The sequence below is a fragment of the Streptomyces sp. RPT161 genome, from assembly GCF_027533845.1.
GTDB lineage: Bacteria > Actinomycetota > Actinomycetes > Streptomycetales > Streptomycetaceae > Streptantibioticus_A > Streptantibioticus_A silvisoli_A.
Genome location: NZ_JAPZVN010000002.1, coordinates 298,664 through 322,494 on the forward strand (window position 1 = coordinate 298,664; position 23,831 = coordinate 322,494).

The window sequence follows — 23,831 nt, forward strand, 5'->3', positions numbered from 1 at the left end:
CGCTTAGCCGCGTAAGCACGGCTCCCGTGCGCCACCCGGCGTAGGGTCGGTCACGATCCTGCCCCGGTCATCTCGCGAGGAGGCGTCACCTTGGCCACCCCCAAGATCGCGGACCAGTTCATCTCCGTGCTGCGGCAAGAGGGAGTCGAGCGGATCTACGGCGTGGTGGGGGACAGCCTCAACCCGCTGGTCGACGCGGTCCGCCGCACCGACGGCATCGACTGGGTGCACGTACGCAACGAGGAGGCGGGCGCGTTCGCCGCGGCGGCCGAGGCGCAGATCACCGGGCGGCTCGCGGTGTGCGCGGGATCCTGCGGGCCCGGCAACACCCACCTGGTGCAGGGGCTGTACGACGCCCAGCGCAGTGCCGCCCCGGTGCTGGCCATCGCCTCGCACATCCCGGCCGGGCAGATCGGTACCGGCTACTTCCAGGAGACCCACCCCGAGAAGCTGTTCGCCGACGCCGCCGACTACTGCGAGTTGGTCTCCCAGCCGGAGCAGATGCCGCGCATCCTGCGGATCGCCGTCCAGCACGCGATCGCCACCCCGGGCGTCTCCGTGCTCGTGCTCCCCGGTGACATCGCCGACCGCCCCGCCGCCCATCCCACCGGGCGGCCCTCACCGCCGGCGGCGCCCGGTGTCGTCCACCCCGACGAGACCGCCGTCCGCACGCTGGCCGAGGCACTCAACGAGGCCGACAAGGTGGCCCTGTTCTGCGGGGCCGGGGTGCGCGACTCGCACACCGAGGTGATGCGGCTCGCCGAGGCGGTCAAGGCGCCGGTAGGCCACACGCTGCGCGGCAAGGAGTGGATCCAGTACGACAACCCGTACGACGTCGGCATGATCGGGCTGCTGGGCTACGGCGCCTGCCATGAGGCGCTGCACGAGGCCGATCTGACGCTGATGCTGGGCACCGACTTCCCGTACGACGCGTTCCTGCCGCAGGCGCACACCATCCAGGTCGACCGGGACGCCCGGAAGCTGGGCAAGCGCACCCCGCTGGAACTCGCCGTGCACGGGGATGTCGGGGTCACGCTGCGGGCGGTGCTGCCGTTGCTGGACGCCAAGCGGGACCGGCGCTTCCTCGACGACATGCTGCGCAAGCACGAACGGGCGCTGACCAAGGTGGTCGGCGCCTACACCCGCAACGTGGAAAGCCATCTGCCCATCCATCCCGAGTACCCGGCCAGTCTGCTGGACCAACTCGCCGCCGACGACGCGGTGTTCACCGTGGACACCGGGATGAACAACGTGTGGGCGGCGCGTTATCTGAGCCCCAACGGCCGCCGCCGGGTGATCGGTTCGTTCAGCCACGGCACGATGGCCAACGCGCTGCCGCACGCCATCGGCGCGGCCTTCGCCGATCCCGGACGGCAGATCGTCTCGCTCTCCGGAGACGGCGGGCTGAGCATGCTGCTCGGTGAGTTGATCACCGTGCGACAGCACGATCTGAACATCAAGACCGTGGTCTTCAACAACTCCTCGCTGGGCATGGTGAAGTTGGAGATGATGGTGGACGGGCTGCCGAGCTACCAGACCGACCATCCGCCGGTCGACTACACCAGCATCGCCCGTGGCGTCGGCATCCCGGCGGTGCGCGTGGAGCGGCCGGACGCCGTCCGCGACGCGCTCAGCGAGACACTGGACCGGCCGGGCCCGGCGCTGGTCGAGCTGATCACCGACCCCAACGCGCTGTCCATCCCGTCCCGGATCACCGCGGACCAGGTCAGGGGCTTCGCGCTCTCCGCGGGCCGCACCGTACTGGAGGGCGGGGTCGGCACGATGCTGGAGATGGCCCGCTCCAACCTGCGCAACATTCCCCGCCCCTGAGTACCGGTAACGTTCCCGAGTGGCGAAACAGCAAACGACCAGCACATTCGGGAGCACAGCGCGGTGAAGCGGCACCACGGGCGGAGCAGGTTCTACGGGGCGCTGGCGGGCGCGGTCACCCTGGCCGTGACCGCCGGCGGCTGCGGCGCGGCGCACTCCTCGTCCGACGCGGCACCGCCCTCGGCCGCCGTCGGCACGAGCGCGTCCGGCAGCGCACCGGCCGTGGACACGACGGCATGGCGCAAGTGGGGTCTGCCACCGCTGCCCGCCGCCCCGGAACCGCCCGCCGACAAGCCCGTCAAGCTCTCGGCCACCGGCACCGTTCCGGTGTTCGCGCACATCCCCACCACGCAGAAGGTCGTCTTCGTCACCCTCGACGACGGAGCGGAGAAGGACCCGAAGTTCATCGAGATGATGCGGGACCTGAAGGTGCCGATCACGATGTTCCTGATGAACGACGCCATCAAGGACGGCTACGGGTACTTCAAACCGCTGCAGGAAATGGGTAACCACATCCAGAACCACACCCTGCACCACCCGGTGATGAACACCGTCCCGCTGGCCCGCCAGAAGGAGGAGGTGTGCGGGGACCAGAAGATCCTCACCCACCAGTACGGCACCGCGCCGCTGTTGTTCCGGCCGCCGTACGGCGCGTACAACGCGAACACCAGGGCCGCGGTGGGCGAGTGCGGGCCCCGGGCGATCGTGTGGTGGCGCGAGTCGATGCAGATAAACGACATGCAGTACCAGGCCGGGGACCACAAGCTGCGCCCCGGCGACATCATCCTGGCCCACTTCCGCGGGCCCGGTGAGCTCAAGGGCACCACCATGACCGAGATGTTCGGCAACCTCCTCAAGCGGATCCAGGAACAAGGCTTCGCTGTCGCCCGCCTGGAGGACTACATCCAGGCGCCGTCGGCGTAGTGGCTGTGATGGGTTGTGGCGGTGGCGCGACCGCCGGTGCACGGCGTCGTGGTCGCTCGCCGTCGCGGCGGGGTCTGCTCGCCGCCGCGGCGCGGGTGGGCGTGTGATGCCGCGTTCGGCGCCGGTCCGGGCGGTCAGCCGGCTGACCAGGCTGAGCTGGGTGGACCTGCTGGTGGCCGGGGCGGTACTGGTCGGCCTGTACGTGGTGCTGCGGGTGGGCCGGGGTACGGCGGTGTCGTTCACCCCCAGCCGGACGGCGGCGGTCAGCACCGACCCGGCCAACCTGCCCTACTACGCTGCGCGCAGTCTGCTGCGGATGTTCGCCGCGCTGCTGGTGTCCACCGTCTTCTCGCTGCTGTACGCCCACACCGCGGCCCGCGGCAGGCGACTGCACCGGATCCTGATCCCGGCGCTGGACATCCTGCAGTCGGTACCCGTGCTCGGCTTCCTGACCATCGCCGTCACCGGCTTCACCGCCCTGTTCCCGGGTTCGCTGCTGGGTCTGGAGTGCGCCGCGATCTTCGCGATCTTCACCTCGCAGGCATGGAACATGACGTTCGGCTTCTACCAGTCGCTGATCACCCTGCCGCGTGAACTCGACGAGGTGTCACGGTCGTTGGGCTTCACCCGCTGGATGCGGTTCTGGCGCATCGAGCTGCCGTCCGGTGCCATCGGGCTGGTGTGGAACGGCATGATGAGCTTCGGCGGCGGCTGGTTCTTCCTGGTCGCCTCCGAGGCGATCAGCGTCTCCCACCACAGCTACGCGCTGCCGGGCGTGGGTTCGTACGCCGGGGCGGCGATCGCCGAGGGCGACTTGGGGAAGGTCGGCTGGGCGGTGCTGACCATGACCGTGATGGTGGTCGGCGTCAACTTCTTCTTCTGGCGGCCGCTGACCGCGTGGGCGGAGCGGTTCAAGAACGAGCAGGCGGAGGCCACCGAGGTACAGCGGTCGGTGGTGCTCGACCTGCTGCGCCGCTCGCACTGGCCCCGGCTGCTCGGCCGCGCGCTGGCGCCCGCCGCCCGGGCGGCGGGCCGGGCGGGTCGGGTGTTCGGGGTGGACGACCGCCCGCTGCTGGTACGCCCGGTACGCCGCAGGGCGGGCGACCTGGCCTTCGGGGCCGCCGCCACCGTGGTGATCGGCTGGGGCCTGTTCGACCTCGGCCGCTACCTCCGGCAGCACACCGGGCTGGGGGTGTTCGGCACGCCGCTGCTGCTCGGGCTGGCCACCCTGGGACGGGTGCTGGTGCTGCTGGTGGTGGCCACGGTGGTGTGGGTACCGGTCGGCGTGAAGATCGGCTTCTCTCCCCGACTGGCCCGGATCGCCCAGCCGTTGGTGCAGATCCTCGCCAGCTTCCCGGCCAACTTCCTCTTCCCGCTGGCCACTTGGTTCTTCCTGCGGACCGGGTTGAGCCTGAACGTCGGCGGCATCCTGCTGATGGCGCTGGGCGCCCAGTGGTACATCCTGTTCAACACCATCGCCGGTGCCATGGCCATCCCCACCGATCTGCGCGAGGCGATGGACGACCTCGGGGTGCGCGGCTGGCAGCGCTGGCGGCGGCTGGTCATCCCCGGCATCTTCCCGGCGTACGTCACCGGTGGCGTCACCGCCTCGGGCGGCGCCTGGAACGCCTCCATCGTCTCGGAGGTGGTCAGCTTCGGCGGCAGCACGCTGACCGCGACCGGGCTCGGCGCGTACATCGCGCACGCCACCGCGGCCGGCGACTACCCGCATCTGCTGGCCGGGGTCGCGGTGATGAGCCTGTACGTCGTCGCCCTCAACCGGCTTGTGTGGCGGCGGCTGTACCGGCTGGCGGAGACCCGGTACAGCATGGGGTGATCGGTGACGATGGAGGGGAGCGACACCGTACGTAAGGAGGCCGCGATGGCCGCGCCGAGTGCCTGTGGCGAGATCCTGCTGTCCGCCCGCGGGGTGACCAAGTCCTATGCGGGCGCCGACGGTGAGCTGCCGGTGCTGGCCGGTGTCGACCTGGACGTACGGGACGGCGAGGTGGTGGCGCTGCTGGGCAAGTCGGGTTCCGGCAAGTCCACGCTGCTGCGCTGCCTGGCCGGGCTCATCCCGGTGAGCTCCGGCACCGTCTCCTACCGTGGCAGGCCTCTGACCGGCACCAACCCCGGTACCGCGCTGGTGTTCCAGACGTTCGCGCTGCTGCCCTGGCTGACCGTCCGGCAGAACGTGGAGGTCGGCCTTGAGGCCCGCGGGGTCCCGCCCCGGGAGCGGGCCGAGGCCGCGGTCAAGGCGATCGACCTGATCGGCCTGGACGGCTTCGAGTCGGCGTTCCCCAAGGAGCTGTCCGGCGGCATGCGGCAACGGGTGGGGTTCGCCCGGGCGCTGGTGGTCGAGCCGGACGTGCTGATGATGGACGAGCCGTTCTCCGCCCTCGACGTGCTCACCGCGGAGAACCTGCGCGGTGAGTTGATGGAGCTGTGGGAGTCGGGGCAGTTCCCGACCCGGGCCATCGTGCTGGTGACCCACAACATCGAGGAGGCGGTGCTGATGGCGGACCGGGTCGTCGTCCTCGGCACCCATCCCGGCACCCTGCGGGCCGCGTTCCCGGTGCCGCTTGAGCGGCCCCGCGACCGGCACTCGGCGGCCTTCCAGGAGATGGTCGACACGCTGTACCAGACCATGACCGGGCGGCCGACGGACACGCTGCGGCCGAGGGGCCCGGTGCCCGCGGAGACGGGGGGCGGGCGGCGCACCATCGCCACCGCGCCGCTGCCGCGGGCCAGCGTGGACGGGCTGTCCGGGCTGGCCGAGATCCTCGCCCAGCACGACGGGCGCTGCGATCTGGCGGACCTCGCCGACGACCTGGGACTGGCGGTGGACGATCTGCTGCCGCTGGTCGACGCGTTGGAGGCGCTGGGCATGGCGTTCGTCGAGGACAACGACCTGCTGCTGACGCCGCGCGGGGTGGGGTTCGCGGGCGCCGATGTCCGGCAGTCGAAGAAGATCTTCGCGGAGGCGGTGTGGGATGTGCCGCTGGTGCGGTTGATCGCCACCAGTGTGCGCAAGTCCGCCGGCGGCCTGCTGCGGGACGGGTTCGTCCGGGACCTGCTCGCCCATCACTACACGAGCGAGCAGGTGGCCCAGCAACTGGAGACCGCCACCGACTGGGGCCGGTACGCGGAGCTGTACGAGTACGACGCCGGGCCGCGCCAGTTCGCCCGCGTCGACGGGTGATCCGGGCCTACGTCGGCCTGCGCACCGGGCGCAGGCCCACCGTCCTCGGCCAGCGCAGGGCGCGCGGGGCGGGGGCCGGTTCGGCGGCCGAGTCGGGGCCGGAGTCGCCCGGCCCGGTGCCGGAGTCACCGCTGGAGCCCGCGACCACCACGACCTCCTCCAGCAGCCCCCGGACGTGTTCGCCGGAGACGCGGTAGAAGATCCGGGTGCCGTCCCGGCGGGAGGCCACCAGGCCCGCCGTGCGCAGCTTCGCCAGGTGCTGCGAGACCGCGGCGACGTGGGCGCCGACCAGCTCCGCCAACCTGCCCACCGGCAGTTCCTGTTGGCTGAGCGCCCACAGCAGGCGGAAGCGCGTCGGGTCGGCCACCGCCTTCAGCACCGCGACCGCTTCCTCGACCCCGTCGCCATGCGGTCCGTCCGAACTCCGGCCATCCGATTCCCGTGACGAAGCTTGCGCGTCCATGCAAAGAGGTTAACCGGCCAACCCTGGGCTTCACGCGGCGTGGTGGGCCAGCTCATCGTGCGGATCGTGTGCACCGGCGCCCACGGGCGCGTGGTCGACGTGCACGGTGGCGCCCGTGAGCCTGGGCACCGCGTGGATCATGGCGTGCTCGGCCCGTACCGCGACCGCGTGGGCGGCGACCACGCTGAGTTCGGGGGCGACCACGATGTCGGCCTCGGCGCGCAGGGCGTGCCCGATCCACCGCATCCGGACGGCGCCCACCGCCCGTACCCCCTCGGCCCGGGCCAGTGCGGTCTCGGCCAGGTCGATCAGCGCCGGGTCGACCGAGTCCATCAGTCGCCGGTAGACCTCCCGCGCCGCGTCCCGCAGCACCAGCGCGATCGCCGCCGTGATCAGCAGGCCCACCACCGGGTCGGCCACCGGCCAGCCCAGCGCCGCACCGCCCGCGCCGAGCAGCACCGCGAGCGAGGTGAAGCCGTCGGTGCGGGCGTGCAGCCCGTCGGCGACCAGGGCGGCGGAACCGATCCTGCGCCCGGTGCGCATCCGGTAGCGGGCCACCAGCTCGTTGCCCGCGAAGCCGATCAGCGCCGCCGCCGCGACCGCGCCCGGATGAGACATCGCCCACGGATGGATCAGCCGGTCCACCGCCTGGTACCCGGCGAACAGCGAGGACGCGGCGATGGTCAGCACGATGGCGACGCCTGCCAGGTCCTCGGCGCGCCCGTAGCCGTACGGGTAGCGGCGGTTCGCCGCCCGCCGCCCGAGGACGAAGGCGATGCCGAGCGGTACGGCGGTCAGGGTGTCGGCGGCGTTGTGCACGGTGTCCCCGAGCAGCGCCACCGAGCCGGAGAGGGCCACCACCGCGGCCTGGAGCGCGGCGGTCAGCGCCAGTACCGCCAGGGAGATCCACAGGGTGCGCATCCCCTCGGCGGAGGCCTCCATCGCCTGGTCGACCTTGTCGGTCGTCGCGTGCGAGTGCGGTCGCAGGACATGGCCCACGCGGTGCCGTATGCCGGAGGTGTGGTGGTGATGGTGGCGGTGCTCATGCTCGCTCATGGGCATCTCCCGGGGCACGGTGGTGGACGCGGAGCGGTCCCATGCGCCATTGTGTGCGTATGAGTGCACGCATGCAACTATCAGCTGCGCATGGTTCGCATCCGCGCAACCCGAGCGCCGAGCAACTCACCCACGCCGCCACCGTGCTCGGGCTGCTGGCCGACCGCACCCGGCTGGCGCTGCTGCACTGCCTGTCGCAGGGCGAGGCGGACGTCAGCACACTCACCGCACGCTGCGGCGCCGCCCGTCCCGCGGTGAGCCAGCACCTGGCCAGACTGCGGCTGTCCGGCCTGGTCACCACCCGCAAGGAAGGCCGCCGGGTGATCTACGGGATGCCTGACGGGCACTTGCGGCGACTGGTCACCGAGGCGCTGAACTTCGCCGACCACCAACTCGGCGGAGCCCCTGCGCACGCCTGAGCGGCGTACCGACGCATCGCCGCGGCCTGCGTACACCCACCGGAGTACACACGTCAGCCCCCGGGCGCACGCCCGGCGGCCTGAGGTTCCGTCCGGCGGGGATCGTGCCGCTTGGCGCGGCCGCCTAGCGTGGTGGCGCAGCCGGACCCGTCTGGGGGAGGCGCACGCCGACGAGGAAGCAGCATGATCGAAGCCACCGCACTCACCAAACGCTACGGACCCAAGACCGCGGTCGAGGACCTCAGCTTCCAGGTCAAGCCCGGCGTGGTCACCGGCTTCCTCGGTCCGAACGGCGCCGGGAAGTCCACCACCATGCGAATGCTGCTCGGCCTCGACACCCCCACCTCCGGCAGCGCGCTGGTCAACGGCAGGAGCTACGCCGACCACGCGGCGCCGCTGCACGAGGTCGGCGCCATGCTGGAGGCCCGCGCGATCCACACCGGGCGCACCGCCTTCAACCACCTGCTGGCCCTCGCCGCCACGACCGGCATTCCGCGCTCGCGGGTGGACGAGGTGATCGAACTCGTCGGCCTCGCCGACGTGGCGCGCAAGCGGGCGGGCGGCTTCTCGCTCGGCATGGGCCAGCGACTCGGCATCGCCAGCGCCCTGCTCGGCGACCCGGCGACGGTGATCCTGGACGAGCCGGTCAACGGACTCGACCCCGAGGGTATTCTCTGGATCCGCAACCTGCTGAAGAGTCTCGCGGCCGAGGGGCGGACGGTGTTCGTCTCCTCCCACCTGATGAGCGAGATGGCGCTCACCGCCGAGCACCTGATCATCGTCGGCCGCGGTCGGCTGATCGCCGACACCTCGGTCGAGGAGTTCACCCAGCAGGCGTCCACCAACACCGTACGGGTCCGTACCCCCGACGCCGAGCGGCTGCGCGAGCGGCTGGCCGGGCCCGACGTGACGATCACCAGCGAGGAGGCCGGTGTGCTGACGGTCTCCGGGCTGAGCAGCGAGCAGATCGGCATCACCGCCGCCGAGCACCAGGTGGTGCTGTACGAACTGGCCACCCAGCAGGCCTCGCTGGAAGAGGCCTTCATGGAACTGACCCGGGACGCGGTGGAGTACCAGGCGGTCCCCTCCGCCACCCGCGCCAACGTGACCGAAGGAACCGCAGCATGAGCACCGCCCACCCGTCGCCCACCACCACCCTCAACGGTGGCCCTTCGGGCCTCGGCGCTGACTCCGCCCCCGCGCGCACGGGGAAGGTGACTCTGGGCCGGGTCCTGAACTCGGAGTGGATCAAGTTCCGTTCGCTGCGCTCCACTTACCTCACCCTGCTGATCGCGGTCGCCGCCATGATCGGCATCGCCCTGCTCGCCTGCTGGGCCGCCGCCAACCGCTGGAACCACCTGCCCATGGCCGAGCGGGCCGCCTTCGACGCCGCGGGCCGCAGCATCGACGGCTACGTCTTCGCACAGCTCGCCATCGGCGTGCTCGGGGTACTGGTGATCACCGGGGAGTACTCGACCGGCATGATCCGCGCCACCCTGTCCGCGGTGCCCAAGCGGCTTCCGGTGCTGTGGGCGAAGATGGCGGTGTTCGGCGGGGTGACCCTGGTGCTGGCATCCATCGCCTCGCTGCTGTCCTTCTTCGTCGGACAGTCGATGCTCGCCTCCCAGCACATCCAGACCACGCTGTCGGCGCCCGGTGTGCCCCGGGTGGTCTTCGGCACGGCGATCTACCTCACCCTGGTCGGGCTGTTCGGCGTCGCCATGGGCGCGGTGACCCGGTCCACGCCGGGCGGCATCGCCAGCGTCTTCGGCATGCTGTTCGTGCTGCCGCTGATCCTGCACGCGCTGCCGTCCTCCTGGGTCGACAACATCGGCCCGTACCTGCCGAGCAACGCCGGGCAGGCGCTGACCGTGCTGCACGCCGAACCCCACCAGCTCGCGCCATGGACCGGTGCCGGACTGTTCGCCGGTTACGTGGCCGTGACCGTGGTGATCGCGGCGGTGCTGCTCAAGCGGCGGGATGCGTGACGCGGTACGACCAAGTCCAGGGCCCCGGGGCGGAGTTGCCGCCCTGGGGCTCCGCCCTGCGCACGTTCGCCGGGCGTCACCCGGTGGTGGGCGACGCCCTGCTGACGGCGCTGCTGGCGCTGGTGGCCTCGGCGCCCATGCACCTCATGTTCGGCCGCCATCCGGAGCTGCTGTGCTACCAACTGGCGCTGCTGCTGCCGCTGGCCTGGCGGCGCCGCGCGCCACTCGTGGTCTTCGCCGTGATCTCCGCCGTCGCCCTCGTGCAGTGGCTGTACGCGGGGCGCGTACTGCCCGGCGACGTGGCGCTGCTGGTCGCCCTCTACACGGTGGCCGCGCACTGCCCCCGGCGCCGCACCCTGGCCGCCTCCGGGGTGATCGCGCTGGGCAACCTGCTGGCGGTGGTGCGCTGGTCGAGCCCGGAACGCGGCGCCAAGACGTTCGTCGGGCTGTGCGCGCTGGCCCTGGCCGCCGGGATGATCGGCGCCAACATGCGCAACCGCCGCGCGTACCTGGCCGCGCTGGAGGACCGCGCGGCGCGGCTGGAGCGCGAGCGCGACCAGCGCGCCCAACTCGCGGTGGCGGGCGAACGGGCCCGGATCGCCCGTGAGATGCACGACATCGTCACCCACAGCCTGTCGGTCATGGTGGCGCTCGCCGACGGGGCCGCCTTCGCCGCCACCCGCGCACCGGAGAAGTCCGCCGCGGCCATGGAGCAGGTCTCCGGCACCGGACGGCAGGCGCTCACCGACATGCGCCGCTTCCTCGGCGTGCTGCGCGCCGACGAACCCGACGCGCTGCGCCATCCGCAGCCCGGTATCGGCCAGTTGGACGGGCTGGCCGCCCAGGTCCGCGCGGTGGGGCTGCCGGTGCGGCTGCGGGTCGAAGGCGATGTGGCGTCGGTACCGGCGGCGGCCCAGTTGACCGTGTACCGGCTGGTTCAGGAGGCGCTGACCAACACCCTCAAGCACGCCGCCGCCGGTGCCCGCGCCTCGGTCCGCGTAAGCTGCCCCGGCGACCGGGTGGAGGTCGAGGTCCGCGACGACGGCCACCCCGTGCCGTCTTCCGGGGAGGGCGGGCACGGGATCGACGGGATGCGGGACCGGGTCGCCGCCTACGGCGGACAGGTCGAGGCCGGGCCGCTGCCCGGCGGGGGCTGGCGGGTGGCCGCCTGCCTGAAGCTGGAGGATCCGGAACCGGCGGACGTGGAAGGGGAGTCGTGACGATCGGAGTGCTGCTCGTCGACGACCAGCCGTTGATGCGGGTCGCGTTCAACCTGGTGCTGGAGTCACAGCCCGATCTGGCGGTGCTGGGCGAGGCGGGCGACGGTACGGAGGCGGTGCGGCTGGCCCGGCAACTGCGGCCGGACGTGGTGCTGATGGACGTACGGATGCCCGGCAAGGACGGCATCGAGGCGACCGAGGAGATCATCGCTGCCTGCCCGGACACCCGGGTGCTGATCCTGACCACCTTCGACCTCGACGAGTACGCCTTCGCCGGGCTGCGCGCGGGCGCCTCCGGCTTCCTGATCAAGAACGCGCTGCCGGAGGAACTGCTGGCGGCGATCCGCACCGTCGCCGCCGGTGACGCGGTGGTCTCGCCCCGGGTGACCCGTCGGCTGCTGGAGACCTGCGCGCACCAACTGCCCACGCCGGACGGCCCGGTGGACTCCCGTCTCGACCGACTGACCGCCCGCGAGCTGGAGATCCTCACCGAGGTGGCCAGGGGCAAGTCCAACGCGGAGATCGCCGCGGAGCTCCACCTGGCGGAGGCCACCGTGAAGACCCACCTCAGCCGGGTCCTGGTCAAGCTCGAACTGCGCGACCGGGTGCAGGCGGTGGTCTTCGCCTACGAGACCCGGCTGATCAAGCCGTCCTGAAGCACTTGGACCGAACATCGGACACGCACGGCAGTTGACCCGCTACGGTGTGTGTGCGAAAAGTGTACGAAGCGCTCGGCGGGGAATGGCGGAGCGAGGCGCGGGAGGGCCACATGGACAACACGCGATCGGGCGGCGACGCCGCGGGGCCGCACGACGACGATCCGGACAGTCATCTCGACCGGCTGCTGGCCCGGGCGCACAACGTGGCCGAGTTGGACCCGGCGCTGCTGCGGCGGCTGCGCGGCGCGCTGATGCACTGCGTGGACCTGCACTCGATGCGCTTCTCCAAGGGGCCGACCCGCACCCGCGGCCACCGCACCGTCAAGCACGTCTTCCTGCTGCCGGACGGCGGCAGCGCGACGCTGTGGGAGGTCGAGGACGACACCGGCGACGCCGACGCGGTGGTGCGCGAGTTGTTCACCAGCCAGGCGGCGGTGGAGCAGCGGCTGCGGGAGCGGTTCGCCGACTCCGTCTTCCCCGAATTCGACTTCGGCCAGGGGTGGTTGATCGCGGAGGTCCACTTCGACGTGCGCCGCGAGGGCCCGTACGGCGGTGCGGGTTTCGCCGAGGCGCGCCATGAGTACGCGCAGGACGACTTCCCCGATCCCGGGGGCAGGCCCGCGGATCCGGGGCCGTGGTGAGCTAGGCCTCGATGGAGACCGGGTCCTGCTCGCGCTCCCGGCGGAAGACGTACGCCGCGACGGCGCCCGCCCCGAACAGGGCGATCAGTGAGACCACGGTGGCCAGCCAGGTGGCGCCAAACCACTTGCCGCCCACGTAGCCGAGTCCCACGCCGTAGGCGGCCCAGGCCAGACCGGCCAGCGCGGACCAGGGGAGGAACTCGGCAGGGCGGCGGTGGGCCGCGCCCGCGCCCAGGCTCACCACGGAGCGCCCGGCGGGCGCGAACCGGGCCAGCACCACCAGTGCACCGCCGCCGCGCAGCAGTACCTGGCCCAGCCGCTCCTGCGCTGAGGACAGCCGCCGGGACCGCTCAAGGCGCCGGTCCAGCCAGTCACCGCCGCGGTACGCGAGCCGGTACGCCGCGAGGTCGCCCAGGCAGGACGCGGCGGACGCGCACAGCAGCAGTTCGACGACGTCCTGGAAGTCCTTGGCCCCGTTGGAGCCGGCCGTGCCCGCGGTGGCGGCGGATATCAGCAGCACGCCGCTGGGCAGCACCGGAAGGAAGACATCGAGCAGCACGGAGAGCCCGACCAGCAGGAGCGCCCATGGCGAGTCGACAAGTGAACCCACTCGATCGAGCACCGTCGTTTCTCCTGGTCCGCACGGACTGCCGGGGCGGGCGGTCTGCGCGCCACAGCCGTACAGCGTACGCGCGGGGCTCCGCGGTTGATCGCGCGGGGCGGCGTGACGTTGTTCTCATAAGGGACTCACAGCGACCGCCGGGTCGCCGTGAGTCCCACGCGGTTCGCCCGATCAGGCGGCGGCGACCCCGGCGGTACGCGTCCGCCGGGCGGTGAACAGCGACTCCAGCGCCCAGGCGCCCGGCCCGGTGAAGACGATCAGCAGGAACGCCCAGGAGTACAGCGCGGCGGGCTCGCCGCCGTTCTGCAGCGGCCACAGCGCCACCTTGGCGTGCACGGTGAAGTACGCGTACGCCATCGAGCCGGAGCTGATCAGCGCCGCCACCCGGGTGCCCAGGCCCAGCGCCACCAGCGCGCCGCCGACCAGCTGGATGACCGCGGCGTACCAGTACGGCCAGACGCCGGTGGCCACCGTGCCGCCGTGGGTGCCCGCGGCGCCGCCGAGTATGCCGAACAGGGAGGCGGCGCCGTGGCTGGCGAATATCACGCCGACCACGACCCGGAACAGTGCTAGGACATGGGGCTTGGCGGTCTCGGTGAAGGGCATGGGTTCTCCTGCGGTCGGTGGGGGGACGGAACCGAACAGGGTTCGAGATTAGGCGCTACTAACTAAATACTGCAAGTTTCAAGTATGTTGCCAAGGGGTGATCCGCCATACGGTGGGGCGGTGTTCGCCGCCGCCTCCTCCGCCACCCTGCTCCCCGTGAACAACACACTGGGCGTCGTCTTGGCCGCACTGCTCGTCGCGGCCACCACGGTGGCGTTCTACGCCCGTTTCAGGGATGACCGGGAGAACTATGCGCGCGCCATCGCCCTCGCCGGGCTGCGCGCGGTGGTCCAACTCGCCGCCGTCGCCCTGGTGATCGGCTGGGTGGTCCGCTATCTGCCCGCGCTGCTCGGCTTCGTCCTCGTGATGTACGCGGTCGCGGCCCGCACCGCGGGGCGCCGCATCACCCGCGACCGCACCTGGTGGTGGGCGGCCGCCCCGGTGGCCGCGGGCGCGCTGCCGGTGGTCGCCCTGCTGGTCGTGGTCGGCCTGGTGCCGCTCAAGGGCGTGGCGCTCATCCCCGTCGCCGGAATCCTCATCGGCGGCGCCCTGACCGCCACCGTGCTGGCCGGGCAGCGCGCGCTGGACGAGCTGCGCACCCGGCACGGGGAGGTGGAGGCCGGGTTGGCGATCGGACTGCTGGACCGGGAGGCGCGGCTGGAGATCGCCAGGCCGGCCGCCGCCACCGCGCTCGTCCCCGGACTGGACCAGACCAGGACCGTGGGCTTGGTCACGCTGCCCGGCGCCTTCGTCGGCATGCTCATCGGCGGCGCGTCACCCCTGAAGGCGGGCGTGGTCCAGCTGTTCGTGCTGATCGCGCTGCTCGCCGTGCAGGCGGTGGCGGTGACGGTGGTACTGGAACTGGTGGCCCGCGGTCTGCTCACCCGGGACGGGACCGGCAGGTGACCGGTTAGGCTGGTCCCCAGCAGAAGGGGAGTAGCTCAACGCCGGACCGTCGACATACTGCCGAACCGCGAGGTTTCGGCCGGCGCCCGGAGGCGGGTACGTCAGGTACGTACCGCGCCAGCGAGACCTTCGGCCGCAGTGTCCGACGCTGCCGTGCCGAAGCGACCCCTCTCCCCGAGGAAGCCCGGCGCGGCGCCTGAGTGCCCCAGGAGCCTCCACCCCGTGTTCAGCCTCACCGTCGCCGCGATCGTCTTCGGCGTTATCTTCGTGGCCGAGTTGCCCGACAAGACCGCGCTCGCCAGCCTGATGCTCGGCACCCGCTTCCGGGCGAGCCACGTCTTCTGCGGCATCGCCGCCGCCTTCGCGGTCCATGTGGTGATCGCCATCGCCGCCGGCAGCCTGCTGACGCTGCTGCCGCACCGCTGGGTGCAGGGCGTGGTGGGCCTGCTCTTCCTGGCGGGCGCGGCCATGATCCTCTGGCACAAGGACGAGGACGACGACGAGAGCGTCAACGCGCCCAGGGAACAGGGCTTCTGGCGGGTCGCGGGCAGCGGCTTCATGCTCATCCTGGTCGCCGAGTTCGGCGATCTGACCCAGATCATGACCGCCAACCTGGCCGCCCGCTACGGCAGTCCGCTCTCCGTCGGCGTGGGCGCGGTACTGGCGCTGTGGGCGGTCGCCGGGATCGGCATCGTCGGCGGCCGGGCGCTGATGCGGCGGGTGCCGCTGCCGCTGATCACCAAGGTCGCGGCGGCGGTGATGGTGGTGATGGCCGGGTTCAGCCTCTACGAGGCGATCGCCGGCTGACGTACGGGGGCGGCGGCACACGGACGGGTGTGCCGCCGCCGTTCGGCCGAGATGCGCCGCTCAGCCGATCCAGAGGGCGAAGCCGCCGTCCTCGGCGGCCTCCACCCGTATCTGGTCCAGGGTGTCGATGTGTGCGGTCACGTCCAGCGCGGCGGCCCGCGGCCCCACGCCGACCACCCGCATACCGGCGGCCAGGCCCGCGGTGACGCCCGCTTCCGAGTCCTCGAAGACCACGCAGTCCGCGGGGGCGAATCCCAGTTCGGCCGCGCCCTTGAGGAAGCCCTCGGGGTCGGGCTTGCTGGCGCTCACGCACTCCGCGGTGATCCGCACCCGGGGCATCGGCAGCCCCGCGGCCGTCATCCGGGCCCGGGCCAGGGCCGCGTCGGCGGAGGTCACCAGGGCGTGCGGCAGGTCGCGGAGCGCGGCCAGGAACGCGGGCGCGCCTGCGATCGGCACCACGCCCTCCGTGTCGGCGGTCTCCTGGGCCAGCATCCGGGCGTTGTCCGCGTGGTTCTCGGCCATCGGCCGGTCCGGCAGCAGCACGGCCATCGTCGCGTAGCCCTGGCGGCCGTGCACGACCTTCATCACCTCGGCCGGGTCAAGCCCGTGTTCGTCCGCCCAGCTCCGCCAGCAACGCTCCACCACCGCATCGGAGTTGACCAGCGTGCCGTCCATGTCGAGCAGCGCGGCCTTGAACACACCGATCGTCGTGGACATGCCGCACTCCTGGGGTCGGACGGGACGGGACAAGCGGCCCCGCCCGAAGGTCAGGGGTTGCGGGCGGGGCCACTTTGTTTTCCTACGATACAAAACCAGGTCCGCACCGCCAAACGGCGCAACGCCCATCCCGCAGCAACGGCGGAATCCGTCTGCTGGGCGCGACCCCCGAGGCGCCCGGACGTCAGCCCCCCACACACTTGCGCAGCGCCGCGATCAGCCCGTTGGCCCGGGCGTCACCATGGCCGATCATCCGGTTGGCGACGTAGCCGAAGCCGACGCCGAACTCGTCGTCACCGAAGCCGAACTGGCCGCCGGCCCCGTCGTTGCCGAAGCTGCGCGGGCCGAGCAGCGGGCGGAAGCGTGCGGAGTCCAGCATGAACCCGGTGCCCCAGCGCACCCCGAGGTCCGGGAACCCCGACCACGACACCCCGCCGGTCCGCTCCGCGAGGGCGTCGCTGAGGGTGTCCCGGGTGAGCAGCGGCGCCGCCCCGTCGAGCCCGGTGGCCGCCGCCGCGTACAGCCCGGCCAGGCCGCCGGCCGAGGAGACCGCGCCCGCCCCGGGGAACTCGGCGGTCAGCAGCGCGCGGGAGTTCCAGCCGTGCGGATGGTCGAGCCCGGGGAAGACCAGCGCGCCGTTCACCGTGACCGACCGGACGATCAGCGACTCGGCGTCCGGCATCGGAGGCCGCCCCTGCGCCTCGACGAGTCGGGCCAGCCGGTGCAACTCTCCCTCTGGCAGCCCGATCCAGGTGCGCAGACCCAGCTTGTCGCCGACGGCCTCACGGAAGTACGTGCCGGGGGTGCGGCCGGTGATCCGGCGGATCACCTCGCCGATGATCCAGCCGAAGGCGTGCGCGTGGTACTCGTGGGCGGTGCCGGGCTCCCACAGCGGTTCCTGCTCCTCAAGGGCGCGGATCGCCGGGGTCCACTCGGTGAGTTCCTGGAATGTCAACTTCCGGTCGAACAGCGGGATTCCGGCGCGGTGTGTGAGCACCATGCGCGATGTGATCCGCTCCTTGCCCCCCTGGGCGAACTCCGGCCAGTAGCGGGCCACCGGCGCGTCGAGGTCCAACTTCCCCTGCTGGGCGAGCAGATGGGCGCAGACGCTCACCACACCCTTGGCGCAGGAGAAGACCGGAACCACGGTGTCCCGCTCCCAGGGGCGGCCGGTGCGGTGGTCGGCGGTGCCGCCCCACAGGTCCACCACCTTGCGCCCGCCCACGAACACCGTGACGGCTGCGCCGAGTTCACGCCCTTCGGCGAAGTTGCGGTGGAACTCCTCCGCGACGGCTCCGAAGCCCTCGTCGACCCACCCGTTGTGATCCACCTGACATCCTCTTCCTCGCGCGGGGCGCACAGGCCCTCATCGGCCGTCGGCCCGGCCACGATAGGGACTGCCTCTGCCTGCTTCGAGCGATTTTCCGCAGCTCGGTGGCGCCCTCGGCGAAAACGACAGTGGCCCCACCCGCCGGTCAGGGGAAACGGGTGGAGCCACTTTGTTTCTCAAAGATACAAAAGAGTTCCGCGTCCCGCCAACGGCCCCGGTCAGCGTGGTCCGCTGCCGTTGCGGCCGGGTTCGGAAAGCGCGATCACCGCCGCGGGCGGTGACGGCCTGGGGCGGCGCGGCTCCCGCACGCCCGCGGGCGGTGGTCCGCCCGGTCCGCCGCGCAGTCCGGGCCGCGCCCGGCGGCGGGCCAGCAGCCGGGCCAGCACGAGCAGCGGGAGCACCGGCAGGAAGAGCAGCAGCCACGGCCTTCTGGTTCGGGTCATACGCCCACGGTGTGCCCTGGACCGGCACGAGCGAAAGGGTTACGAGGCCGACTCGGCCAGGTACTGCAACAGCCCGTACGTAAAGTGCGCGACGTGGCGGACGCCGGTCGCCGGGTCGGTGAAGGCGAGCCGCCAGCGTGTGGGCGCGTCGCCCTCCAGCGGCTGGGCGGGCGGGAAGGCGCGCGCCACCTCGTCGACCGTGCAGCACCACGGCGTGAGGTCGGCCGCGGTGCGCGGTACGGGTGCCGGGGCGCCGGGCGCCCGCACCAGCCACTCGTTCCACACCCGGCCGCCCGGGGCCACCATCACCTCGTACCGCAGGTCCGGCCACAGCGGCAGCGGCCACAGCAGCGCGCGGCAGCTCAGATCCCCGATCCGCCGCTCCTCGGCCGCCTCGGGGGCTCCGAGGACGGCCAGGTAGCGGCGCTCGCCGTGCGGGAAGGTACGCGAGCGGACCATCGCCTGCCAGCGGCGGTGCGCCTCACGCAGGTCGGCCCGGGTCGCGCCGAGGGTGCGCAGCGCGTCTTCCACCAGGCCGGGCTGGTGGTCCGCCATGCGCCGCAGCAGAACGAGTTGGAACTGGTCGGGGCCGAAGCCTGGGATTCCCACCCGCCCACCCTCCCACGCCCCGGGACCTCGCCCGGGGCCGCTGCCACGCCCAGCCGGGGGCGCCGCCCGGATCGCGGCGGCTTCGCGCCGCCGGGCTGCGGCGTGGGGGCGCCGCGGCGGGCTTCTCTTCGGGGCGAGCCTCCAAACCACCAGGGTGCCGGTGGCCGCCACGCCCCGGAGCGGCGCCCAACAGGCGGGGTGGGGCCAAGAGCGTGAGGATGGGCAAAGCGCCCGTAGCGATGTGCGAGGAGGCGTCCATGGCGCAGGACGACGCGGCAACCTTCCACGAATCCGCTGCTCGCCCGGCCGAGGGGCCGGGCGAGGGCCAGTCGCGGCGGACCATCCTGGTGGCGATGAGCGCGCTGCTCATGGGCCTGCTGCTCGCCGCGCTCGACCAGACCATCGTCTCCACCGCGCTGCCCACCATCGTCAGCGACCTGGGCGGAATGCGGCACCTGTCCTGGGTGGTCACCGCGTACCTGCTCGCCTCCACCGCCGCCACCCCGCTGTGGGGCAAGCTCGGCGACCAGTACGGGCGCAAGAAGCTGTTCCAGACCGCGATCGTCATCTTCCTGGCAGGGTCCGCGCTGTGCGGACTCGCCCAGAACATGGGCCAGTTGATCAGTTTCCGGGCCCTACAGGGCCTGGGCGGCGGCGGACTGATAGTGCTGTCCATGGCGATCGTCGGCGACATCGTGCCGCCCCGCGACCGCGGTCGCTACCAGGGGCTGTTCGGCGCGGTGTTCGGTGCCAGCAGCGTGCTCGGACCGCTGCTCGGCGGCCTGTTCGTGGACCACCTCACCTGGCGCTGGGTCTTCTACATCAACCTGCCGGTCGGCGTCGTCGCGCTCGCCGTCATCGCCGCCGTGCTGCACATCCCACGGCACCGCGCCAAGCACGTCATCGACTACGCGGGCACCGCCGTCATCGCCGCGGTGGCGACCTGCCTGGTACTGGTCGCCTCACTCGGCGGCACCACCTGGGCCTGGAGTTCGCCGCAGATCATCGGGCTCGCGGTGCTGGGTGCCGTACTGCTGGCGGTCTTCATCGCCATCGAGCGCAAGGCGGCGGAACCCGTACTTCCATTGCGGCTGTTCCGCAGCGGCACGTTCTCGTTGTGCTCGGTCATCGGTTTCGTCATCGGCTTCGCGATGTTCGGCGCCATGACCTTCCTGCCGACGTTCCTCCAGGTCGTGCACGGGGTCAGTCCCACGCTCTCCGGTGTGCACATGCTGCCGATGGTCCTCGGGCTGCTGATCGCGTCCACCGCCTCCGGCCAGATCGTCAGCCGTACCGGCCGGTACAAGGTGTTCCCGATCGCGGGCACCGCCGTGATCGTCGTCGGCCTGCTCCTGCTGCACCGGCTCACCGAGTTCAGCGGCACCCTGACGATGAGCGTGGACTTCTTCGTCTTCGGCTTCGGCCTCGGCCTGGTGATGCAGGTACTGGTGCTGGTGGTGCAGAACGCCGTCGGCTACGAGGACCTGGGCGTGGCCACCTCCGGGGCGACCTTCTTCCGGTCCATCGGCGCGTCGTTCGGCGTGGCGATCTTCGGCACCATCTTCGCCAACGAGCTTGCCAGCAAGCTGGGTTCGGCGCTGGTCGGAAAACCGGTGCCACCCGGCTTCGACCCCAAGCTGCTCCAGTCCGACCCGCACAGCATCGCCGCGCTGCCGCCGAGCACCAGGGCGGCGGTGCTGCACGCGTACTCCGGGGCGATCACCGATGTGTTCCTGTACGCGGTACCGGTGGCGGCGCTGGCCTTCGTACTGGCGTGGTTCCTGAAGGAGCAGCCGCTGCGCGGCTCGGTACGGGCTCCCGACGCCAGCGAGACCTACGCCTCCAACCCGGTCGAGCGGACCTCCCGCGAAGAGGTGGCCCGTGCCCTGTCCGCGCTGGGCACCAAGGAGGGCCGCCGCGACCTCTACCAGAAGATCACCGACCTGGCCGGACTCGATCTGCATCCCGCCTCCAGCTGGCTGCTGTTGCGGATCAACCGCTACGGGTCGGCCGCGCCGCAACTGCTGGCGGAGCGGGCGAGCGTTCCGCCGCACATCGTCTACCAGGCCGCCGCCGAGACGGAGTTGCGGCGGTTCACCCGTCGCGAGGGCCTGGTGCTGGTGCTCACCTCCGAGGGTCGCCGCGCCACGGAACGGCTGGTGGAGGCCCGCACGAAGGTACTGGCCGAACTCCTCGGCGACTGGTGGGATCCCAAGCACACCACGGGTGATCTGCACGATCTGCTCAGTAAGTTGAGCGGGCAGCTGTGTGGCGACGACCGCGACCGGCCTTCGGGCGGCCGGTCGTGGTCGCAGGAACGGGCGTCGTGATCCGAAGAGTTCAGACCGCGGCGGTGAGCAACCCTGACGGTGGAGAGCGACGGTGCCGGACCCACCGCGGTCAGAACCGCCTTACCGCCGGGCGAGCGCCTCCGCCTCCGCCTGAGTGGCGACCGCCGGCGGCGAGCCCGGAAGGGGCTTGCGGGCAGTCTCCGGCATGCAGGCCACCGCGATACCGCCGATGACGGCGGCGGCCATCATGTAGTACGCGGGCATCATCGGGTTGCCGGTCGCACTGATCAGCGCCGTGACCACCAGCGGCGTCGTACCGCCGAACAGCGACACGGAGATGTTGAAGCCGATCGACAGCGCCCCGTACCGGATCCGGGTGGGGAACAACGCGGGCAGCGCCGACGGCATCGCACCGGTGAAGCACACCAGCAGCAGGCCGAGCGCGGCCATGCCGACGTACACCCCCGCCAGGCTGCCCTGCCGGATCAACAGCAGCGCCGGGATGGACAGTACGAGGAAGCCCAGGCAGCCCAGTCCAATGACCGGCCGCCGCCCGAAGCGGTCGGAGAGCCTTCCGGCGAACGGCTGGACCGCCATCATCAGCACCATCACGACCAGCACCACCACAAGCCCGTGGCTGGCGTCGTAGTGCAGCTGCCCGGAGAGGTAGCTGGGCATGTACGACAGCAGCATGTAGTCGGTGACGTTGAACACCAGCACCAGCGCCACGCACAGCAGCATCGCGCGCCACTGGCCCACCAGGATCTCGCGCAACGTGCCCTTGCGCTTGGCTGACTGCTCGACCTGCTTGGCGCGGGCCTGCTGCTCCAACTGCGCGAACGCGGGCGTCTCTTCGAGCCTCAGCCGCAGGTAGAGGCCGATCAGTCCCAGCGGACCGGCGATCAGGAACGGAATCCGCCAGCCCCAGGAGAGCAGTTGGCCATGGCTGAGCAGCCCGGTCAGCACGGCCACCATGCCCGCGCCCGCCACGTAGCCGACCAGCGTGCCGAACTCAAGCCAGCTGCCCAGGAACCCGCGCCGCTTGTCCGGCGAGTACTCGGCGATGAAGGTGGACGCGCCACCGTACTCACCGCCGGTGGAGAAGCCCTGCACCAGCCGGGCGGCGAGCAGCAGCAGCGGCGCGCCGACGCCGATGGTGGCGTAGGACGGGATCAGGCCGATGGCGAAGGTGCCCGCGGCCATCATGATCATGGTGATGGCCAGCACCTTCTGCCGACCGATCCGGTCGCCGAGCGGGCCGAACACCATGCCGCCGACGGGGCGGACGAGGAAGGCCGCGGCGAACGCGCCGAAGGTGGACAGCAACTGCGCCGTGGGACTGCTGGAGGGGAAGAAGACCTCACCGAGGGTGACCGCGATGTAGCTGTAGACACCGAAGTCGAACCACTCCATGGCGTTGCCCAGCGCCGCGGCGCTGACCGCGCGCTTGACCATCCGCTGGTCGACGACGGTGACGTCCGGAGCGCTGCGGGGGCGTGTGGCCGCTTCCGTGCCGGTATATCGGGTGGCCGTGGTCACGCTGACTGCCTGCTTCCTGTCTCGGGGTTCCGAGGCCGGGTGGGACCGCGTGTCTCGGAAATGGCCGGACTTCGACCTTAGACAGTGCTGACAGGACGGTGGGCGAGCCCGCGGACACGGTGATGTTTACGGAAACCCCGCTCCGAACTGCGGAAACACAGAGTCGGCGGACGACTGACTGGTGATCTTTCGGTGAGCTTTGTCACCTCTTTATGTCGGATATGACGGACCTGGGTAGCAGCCAGTTACGTGTACGTGACACGTAGCTCCTTCACCCCGTTGAGCCAGGCGGAGCGCAGCCGTCGCGGTTCGCCGACGAGCCGGATGCCGGGGGAGCTGTCGGCGATGGCGTTGAAGATCAGGTCGATCTCCAGCCGGGCGAGGTTGGCGCCCAGGCAGAAGTGCGGCCCCCCGCCGCCGAAGCCGAGGTGTGGATTGGGGTCGCGGGTGATGTCGAACCGCTCGGGGGTGTCGAACACCTCGGGGTCGTTGTTGGCGGACGAGTAGAAGATGCCCACGCGCTGGCCGCGTTTCACCTCCTGACCGCCGAGCACGGTGTCGTGGGTCGCGGTGCGCTGGAACGACACCACGGGCGTGGCCCAGCGCACGATCTCGTCGGCGGCGGTCTTCGGCCTCTCGCTCTTGTACAGCTCCCACTGCTCGGGGTGGGCCAGCAGGGCGTGCATGCCGTGGGTGATGGCGTTGCGGGTGGTCTCGTTTCCGGCCACCGCCAGCAGCAGTACGAAGAAGCCGAACTCGTCGGTGCCCAGGTTGCCCTCGTCCTCGGCGGCGACCAGTGCGCTGACGATGTCCTTGGCCGGGCACTCCTTGCGGGCGGCGGCCAGGTTCATCGAGTAGGAGATCAGCTCCAGTGCCGAGTCGCGGCCGATCTCCTCGGTGATGGCCAGCTCCGGATCGTCGTAGCCGATCATCTTGTTCGACCAGTCGAAGATCCTGGCCCGGTCCTCCTGCGGTACGCCGATGAGTTCGGCGATGGCCTGGAGCGGCAGCTCCACGGCGATGTCGGTGACGAAGTCGCCGCTGCCCGCCCGAGTGGCCCGGGCGACGATCCGGCGGGCCCGCTCGCGCAGCGCGTCCTCCAGGGCGCGTATCGCGCGGGGGGTGAAGCCGCGCTGGACGATCTGGCGGACCCGGGTGTGCTCCGGCGGGTCCATGTTCAGCATGATCAGTTTCTGGACGTCTATCTGGTCGCGGGTCATCGACTCGTTGAACCGGATGATCGCGGTGTTGAGGTTGGAGGAGAAGGTCTCGGGCCTGGTGGAGACCTCCTTGACGTCCTGGTGCCGGGTGACGACCCAGTAGCCGTCGTCGTCGAAGCCCGCGATGTTGTGCCGCTGGGCGTTCCACCACACCGGTGCGGTGCCGCGCAGTGCGGCGAGTTCCGGCAGTGGAACCCGCTGGTGGTAGAGGTCGGGGTCGGTGAAGTCAAAGCCATCGGGCAGCGCGGGACAGGGCATCGGCGACTCCGTAACTGACGGCTCGTCAGATGGGCTGTAGAAGCTAGTGCCGGCCGCGTCAACTGGCAAGGGATCGCGCGG

General features: G+C 71.3%; 23 protein-coding genes. 13 read left to right on the plus strand and 10 right to left on the minus strand.

Annotated elements, in window-relative coordinates:
• Positions 1 to 90: 90 nt before the first annotated feature.
• The 4 genes from O5O46_RS05915 (at position 91) to O5O46_RS05930 (ending at position 5,956) form a co-directional block, all read left to right on the plus strand.
• Entirely contained in the window at positions 91 to 1,830 is a 1,740-nt protein-coding gene (locus O5O46_RS05915; protein WP_269854164.1) for a pyruvate dehydrogenase, read from the plus strand.
• A gap of 63 nt (positions 1,831 to 1,893) precedes the next feature.
• Positions 1,894 to 2,754 (plus strand): polysaccharide deacetylase family protein, encoded by an 861-nt coding sequence (locus O5O46_RS05920; protein WP_269854165.1) that lies wholly within the window; start codon positions 1,894 to 1,896, stop codon positions 2,752 to 2,754.
• 106 nt (positions 2,755 to 2,860) lie between these two features.
• Entirely contained in the window at positions 2,861 to 4,591 is a 1,731-nt protein-coding gene (locus tag O5O46_RS05925) for an ABC transporter permease (protein WP_269854166.1), read from the plus strand.
• 45 nt (positions 4,592 to 4,636) lie between these two features.
• The gene (locus O5O46_RS05930; protein ID WP_269854167.1) at positions 4,637 to 5,956 is read left to right on the plus strand and encodes an ABC transporter ATP-binding protein; all 1,320 of its coding nucleotides are present in this window, start codon (positions 4,637 to 4,639) and stop codon (positions 5,954 to 5,956) included.
• A gap of 7 nt (positions 5,957 to 5,963) precedes the next feature.
• Here O5O46_RS05930 and O5O46_RS05935 read toward each other — a convergent pair whose 3' ends face one another.
• A complete protein-coding gene (locus tag O5O46_RS05935; protein ID WP_269854168.1) occupies positions 5,964 to 6,419 on the minus strand; it encodes an ArsR/SmtB family transcription factor in 456 nt (151 codons plus the stop codon).
• A gap of 30 nt (positions 6,420 to 6,449) precedes the next feature.
• Positions 6,450 to 7,475 (minus strand): cation diffusion facilitator family transporter, encoded by a 1,026-nt coding sequence (locus tag O5O46_RS05940; RefSeq protein ID WP_269854169.1) that lies wholly within the window; start codon positions 7,473 to 7,475, stop codon positions 6,450 to 6,452.
• A gap of 59 nt (positions 7,476 to 7,534) precedes the next feature.
• Between O5O46_RS05940 and O5O46_RS05945 the strand changes: the two genes are divergently transcribed.
• The 6 genes from O5O46_RS05945 (at position 7,535) to O5O46_RS05970 (ending at position 12,402) form a co-directional block, all read left to right on the plus strand.
• A complete protein-coding gene (locus O5O46_RS05945) occupies positions 7,535 to 7,894 on the plus strand; it encodes an ArsR/SmtB family transcription factor (RefSeq protein ID WP_269854170.1) in 360 nt (119 codons plus the stop codon).
• Positions 7,895 to 8,077: 183 nt separating this feature from the next.
• Positions 8,078 to 9,022 carry an ATP-binding cassette domain-containing protein gene (locus O5O46_RS05950; protein ID WP_269854171.1) on the plus strand — a complete coding sequence of 315 codons (945 nt, stop codon included), beginning with the start codon at positions 8,078 to 8,080 and terminating at the stop codon, positions 9,020 to 9,022.
• Positions 9,019 to 9,882, plus strand: coding sequence for an ABC transporter permease (locus O5O46_RS05955; RefSeq protein WP_269854172.1), 864 nt, complete (start codon positions 9,019 to 9,021; stop codon positions 9,880 to 9,882). Before O5O46_RS05950 ends, O5O46_RS05955 begins: the two co-directional genes overlap by 4 nt.
• Positions 9,879 to 11,102 (plus strand): sensor histidine kinase, encoded by a 1,224-nt coding sequence (locus O5O46_RS05960; protein ID WP_269854173.1) that lies wholly within the window; start codon positions 9,879 to 9,881, stop codon positions 11,100 to 11,102. Before O5O46_RS05955 ends, O5O46_RS05960 begins: the two co-directional genes overlap by 4 nt.
• Positions 11,099 to 11,758, plus strand: coding sequence for a response regulator (locus O5O46_RS05965; protein ID WP_269854174.1), 660 nt, complete (start codon positions 11,099 to 11,101; stop codon positions 11,756 to 11,758). Before O5O46_RS05960 ends, O5O46_RS05965 begins: the two co-directional genes overlap by 4 nt.
• Positions 11,759 to 11,871: 113 nt before the next feature.
• Positions 11,872 to 12,402: a DUF6227 family protein gene (locus O5O46_RS05970; protein WP_269854175.1), complete on the plus strand. Its 531-nt coding sequence runs from the start codon at positions 11,872 to 11,874 to the stop codon at positions 12,400 to 12,402.
• A 1-nt stretch (position 12,403) separates the two neighbouring features.
• Here the strand turns inward: O5O46_RS05970 and O5O46_RS05975 are convergent, their stop codons facing one another.
• Both O5O46_RS05975 and O5O46_RS05980 read right to left on the minus strand, forming a co-directional pair.
• Complete coding sequence (locus tag O5O46_RS05975; RefSeq protein WP_269854176.1) at positions 12,404 to 13,024, minus strand: DedA family protein; 621 nt, start codon at positions 13,022 to 13,024, stop codon at positions 12,404 to 12,406.
• A 171-nt stretch (positions 13,025 to 13,195) separates the two neighbouring features.
• Complete coding sequence (locus O5O46_RS05980; RefSeq protein WP_269854177.1) at positions 13,196 to 13,630, minus strand: DoxX family protein; 435 nt, start codon at positions 13,628 to 13,630, stop codon at positions 13,196 to 13,198.
• Positions 13,631 to 13,714: 84 nt separating this feature from the next.
• Between O5O46_RS05980 and O5O46_RS05985 the strand changes: the two genes are divergently transcribed.
• Both O5O46_RS05985 and O5O46_RS05990 read left to right on the plus strand, forming a co-directional pair.
• Positions 13,715 to 14,536: an ABC transporter permease gene (locus O5O46_RS05985; RefSeq protein ID WP_269854178.1), complete on the plus strand. Its 822-nt coding sequence runs from the start codon at positions 13,715 to 13,717 to the stop codon at positions 14,534 to 14,536.
• 222 nt (positions 14,537 to 14,758) lie between these two features.
• On the plus strand, positions 14,759 to 15,343 hold the full coding sequence (locus O5O46_RS05990; RefSeq protein ID WP_269854179.1) for a TMEM165/GDT1 family protein: 585 nt from the start codon (positions 14,759 to 14,761) through the stop codon (positions 15,341 to 15,343).
• A gap of 60 nt (positions 15,344 to 15,403) precedes the next feature.
• Here O5O46_RS05990 and O5O46_RS05995 read toward each other — a convergent pair whose 3' ends face one another.
• From O5O46_RS05995 to O5O46_RS06010, 4 genes are all read right to left on the minus strand, one after another.
• The gene (locus O5O46_RS05995; RefSeq protein ID WP_269854180.1) at positions 15,404 to 16,060 is read right to left on the minus strand and encodes an HAD-IA family hydrolase; all 657 of its coding nucleotides are present in this window, start codon (positions 16,058 to 16,060) and stop codon (positions 15,404 to 15,406) included.
• 184 nt (positions 16,061 to 16,244) lie between these two features.
• Positions 16,245 to 17,390 carry a serine hydrolase domain-containing protein gene (locus O5O46_RS06000; protein WP_269854181.1) on the minus strand — a complete coding sequence of 382 codons (1,146 nt, stop codon included), beginning with the start codon at positions 17,388 to 17,390 and terminating at the stop codon, positions 16,245 to 16,247.
• 218 nt (positions 17,391 to 17,608) lie between these two features.
• Entirely contained in the window at positions 17,609 to 17,833 is a 225-nt protein-coding gene (locus O5O46_RS06005; protein ID WP_269854182.1) for a hypothetical protein, read from the minus strand.
• Between the two features lie 39 nt (positions 17,834 to 17,872).
• Positions 17,873 to 18,388: a hypothetical protein gene (locus O5O46_RS06010; RefSeq protein ID WP_269854583.1), complete on the minus strand. Its 516-nt coding sequence runs from the start codon at positions 18,386 to 18,388 to the stop codon at positions 17,873 to 17,875.
• A gap of 311 nt (positions 18,389 to 18,699) precedes the next feature.
• Between O5O46_RS06010 and O5O46_RS06015 the strand changes: the two genes are divergently transcribed.
• The gene (locus O5O46_RS06015) at positions 18,700 to 20,772 is read left to right on the plus strand and encodes an MFS transporter (RefSeq protein ID WP_269854183.1); all 2,073 of its coding nucleotides are present in this window, start codon (positions 18,700 to 18,702) and stop codon (positions 20,770 to 20,772) included.
• A gap of 81 nt (positions 20,773 to 20,853) precedes the next feature.
• Here the strand turns inward: O5O46_RS06015 and proP are convergent, their stop codons facing one another.
• Both proP and O5O46_RS06025 read right to left on the minus strand, forming a co-directional pair.
• The gene (gene proP, locus O5O46_RS06020) at positions 20,854 to 22,272 is read right to left on the minus strand and encodes a glycine betaine/L-proline transporter ProP (protein WP_269854184.1); all 1,419 of its coding nucleotides are present in this window, start codon (positions 22,270 to 22,272) and stop codon (positions 20,854 to 20,856) included.
• Between the two features lie 245 nt (positions 22,273 to 22,517).
• Entirely contained in the window at positions 22,518 to 23,750 is a 1,233-nt protein-coding gene (locus O5O46_RS06025) for a cytochrome P450 (RefSeq protein ID WP_269854185.1), read from the minus strand.
• Between the last annotated feature and the right edge of the window lie 81 nt (positions 23,751 to 23,831).

Coding starts and splice junctions, on each gene's coding strand:
- O5O46_RS05925 (WP_269854166.1), top strand. CDS start 2,861: ATGCCGCGTTCGGCGCCGGTCCGGGCGGTCAGCCGGCTGACCAGGCTG.
- O5O46_RS05930 (WP_269854167.1), top strand. CDS start 4,637: ATGGCCGCGCCGAGTGCCTGTGGCGAGATCCTGCTGTCCGCCCGCGGG.
- O5O46_RS05935 (WP_269854168.1), bottom strand. CDS start 6,419: ATGGACGCGCAAGCTTCGTCACGGGAATCGGATGGCCGGAGTTCGGAC.
- O5O46_RS05940 (WP_269854169.1), bottom strand. CDS start 7,475: ATGAGCGAGCATGAGCACCGCCACCATCACCACCACACCTCCGGCATA.
- O5O46_RS05945 (WP_269854170.1), top strand. CDS start 7,535: ATGAGTGCACGCATGCAACTATCAGCTGCGCATGGTTCGCATCCGCGC.
- O5O46_RS05950 (WP_269854171.1), top strand. CDS start 8,078: ATGATCGAAGCCACCGCACTCACCAAACGCTACGGACCCAAGACCGCG.
- O5O46_RS05955 (WP_269854172.1), top strand. CDS start 9,019: ATGAGCACCGCCCACCCGTCGCCCACCACCACCCTCAACGGTGGCCCT.
- O5O46_RS05970 (WP_269854175.1), top strand. CDS start 11,872: ATGGACAACACGCGATCGGGCGGCGACGCCGCGGGGCCGCACGACGAC.
- O5O46_RS05980 (WP_269854177.1), bottom strand. CDS start 13,630: ATGCCCTTCACCGAGACCGCCAAGCCCCATGTCCTAGCACTGTTCCGG.
- O5O46_RS05985 (WP_269854178.1), top strand. CDS start 13,715: ATGTTGCCAAGGGGTGATCCGCCATACGGTGGGGCGGTGTTCGCCGCC.
- O5O46_RS05995 (WP_269854180.1), bottom strand. CDS start 16,060: ATGTCCACGACGATCGGTGTGTTCAAGGCCGCGCTGCTCGACATGGAC.
- O5O46_RS06005 (WP_269854182.1), bottom strand. CDS start 17,833: ATGACCCGAACCAGAAGGCCGTGGCTGCTGCTCTTCCTGCCGGTGCTC.
- O5O46_RS06010 (WP_269854583.1), bottom strand. CDS start 18,388: ATGGCGGACCACCAGCCCGGCCTGGTGGAAGACGCGCTGCGCACCCTC.
- O5O46_RS06015 (WP_269854183.1), top strand. CDS start 18,700: ATGGCGCAGGACGACGCGGCAACCTTCCACGAATCCGCTGCTCGCCCG.
- O5O46_RS06025 (WP_269854185.1), bottom strand. CDS start 23,750: ATGCCCTGTCCCGCGCTGCCCGATGGCTTTGACTTCACCGACCCCGAC.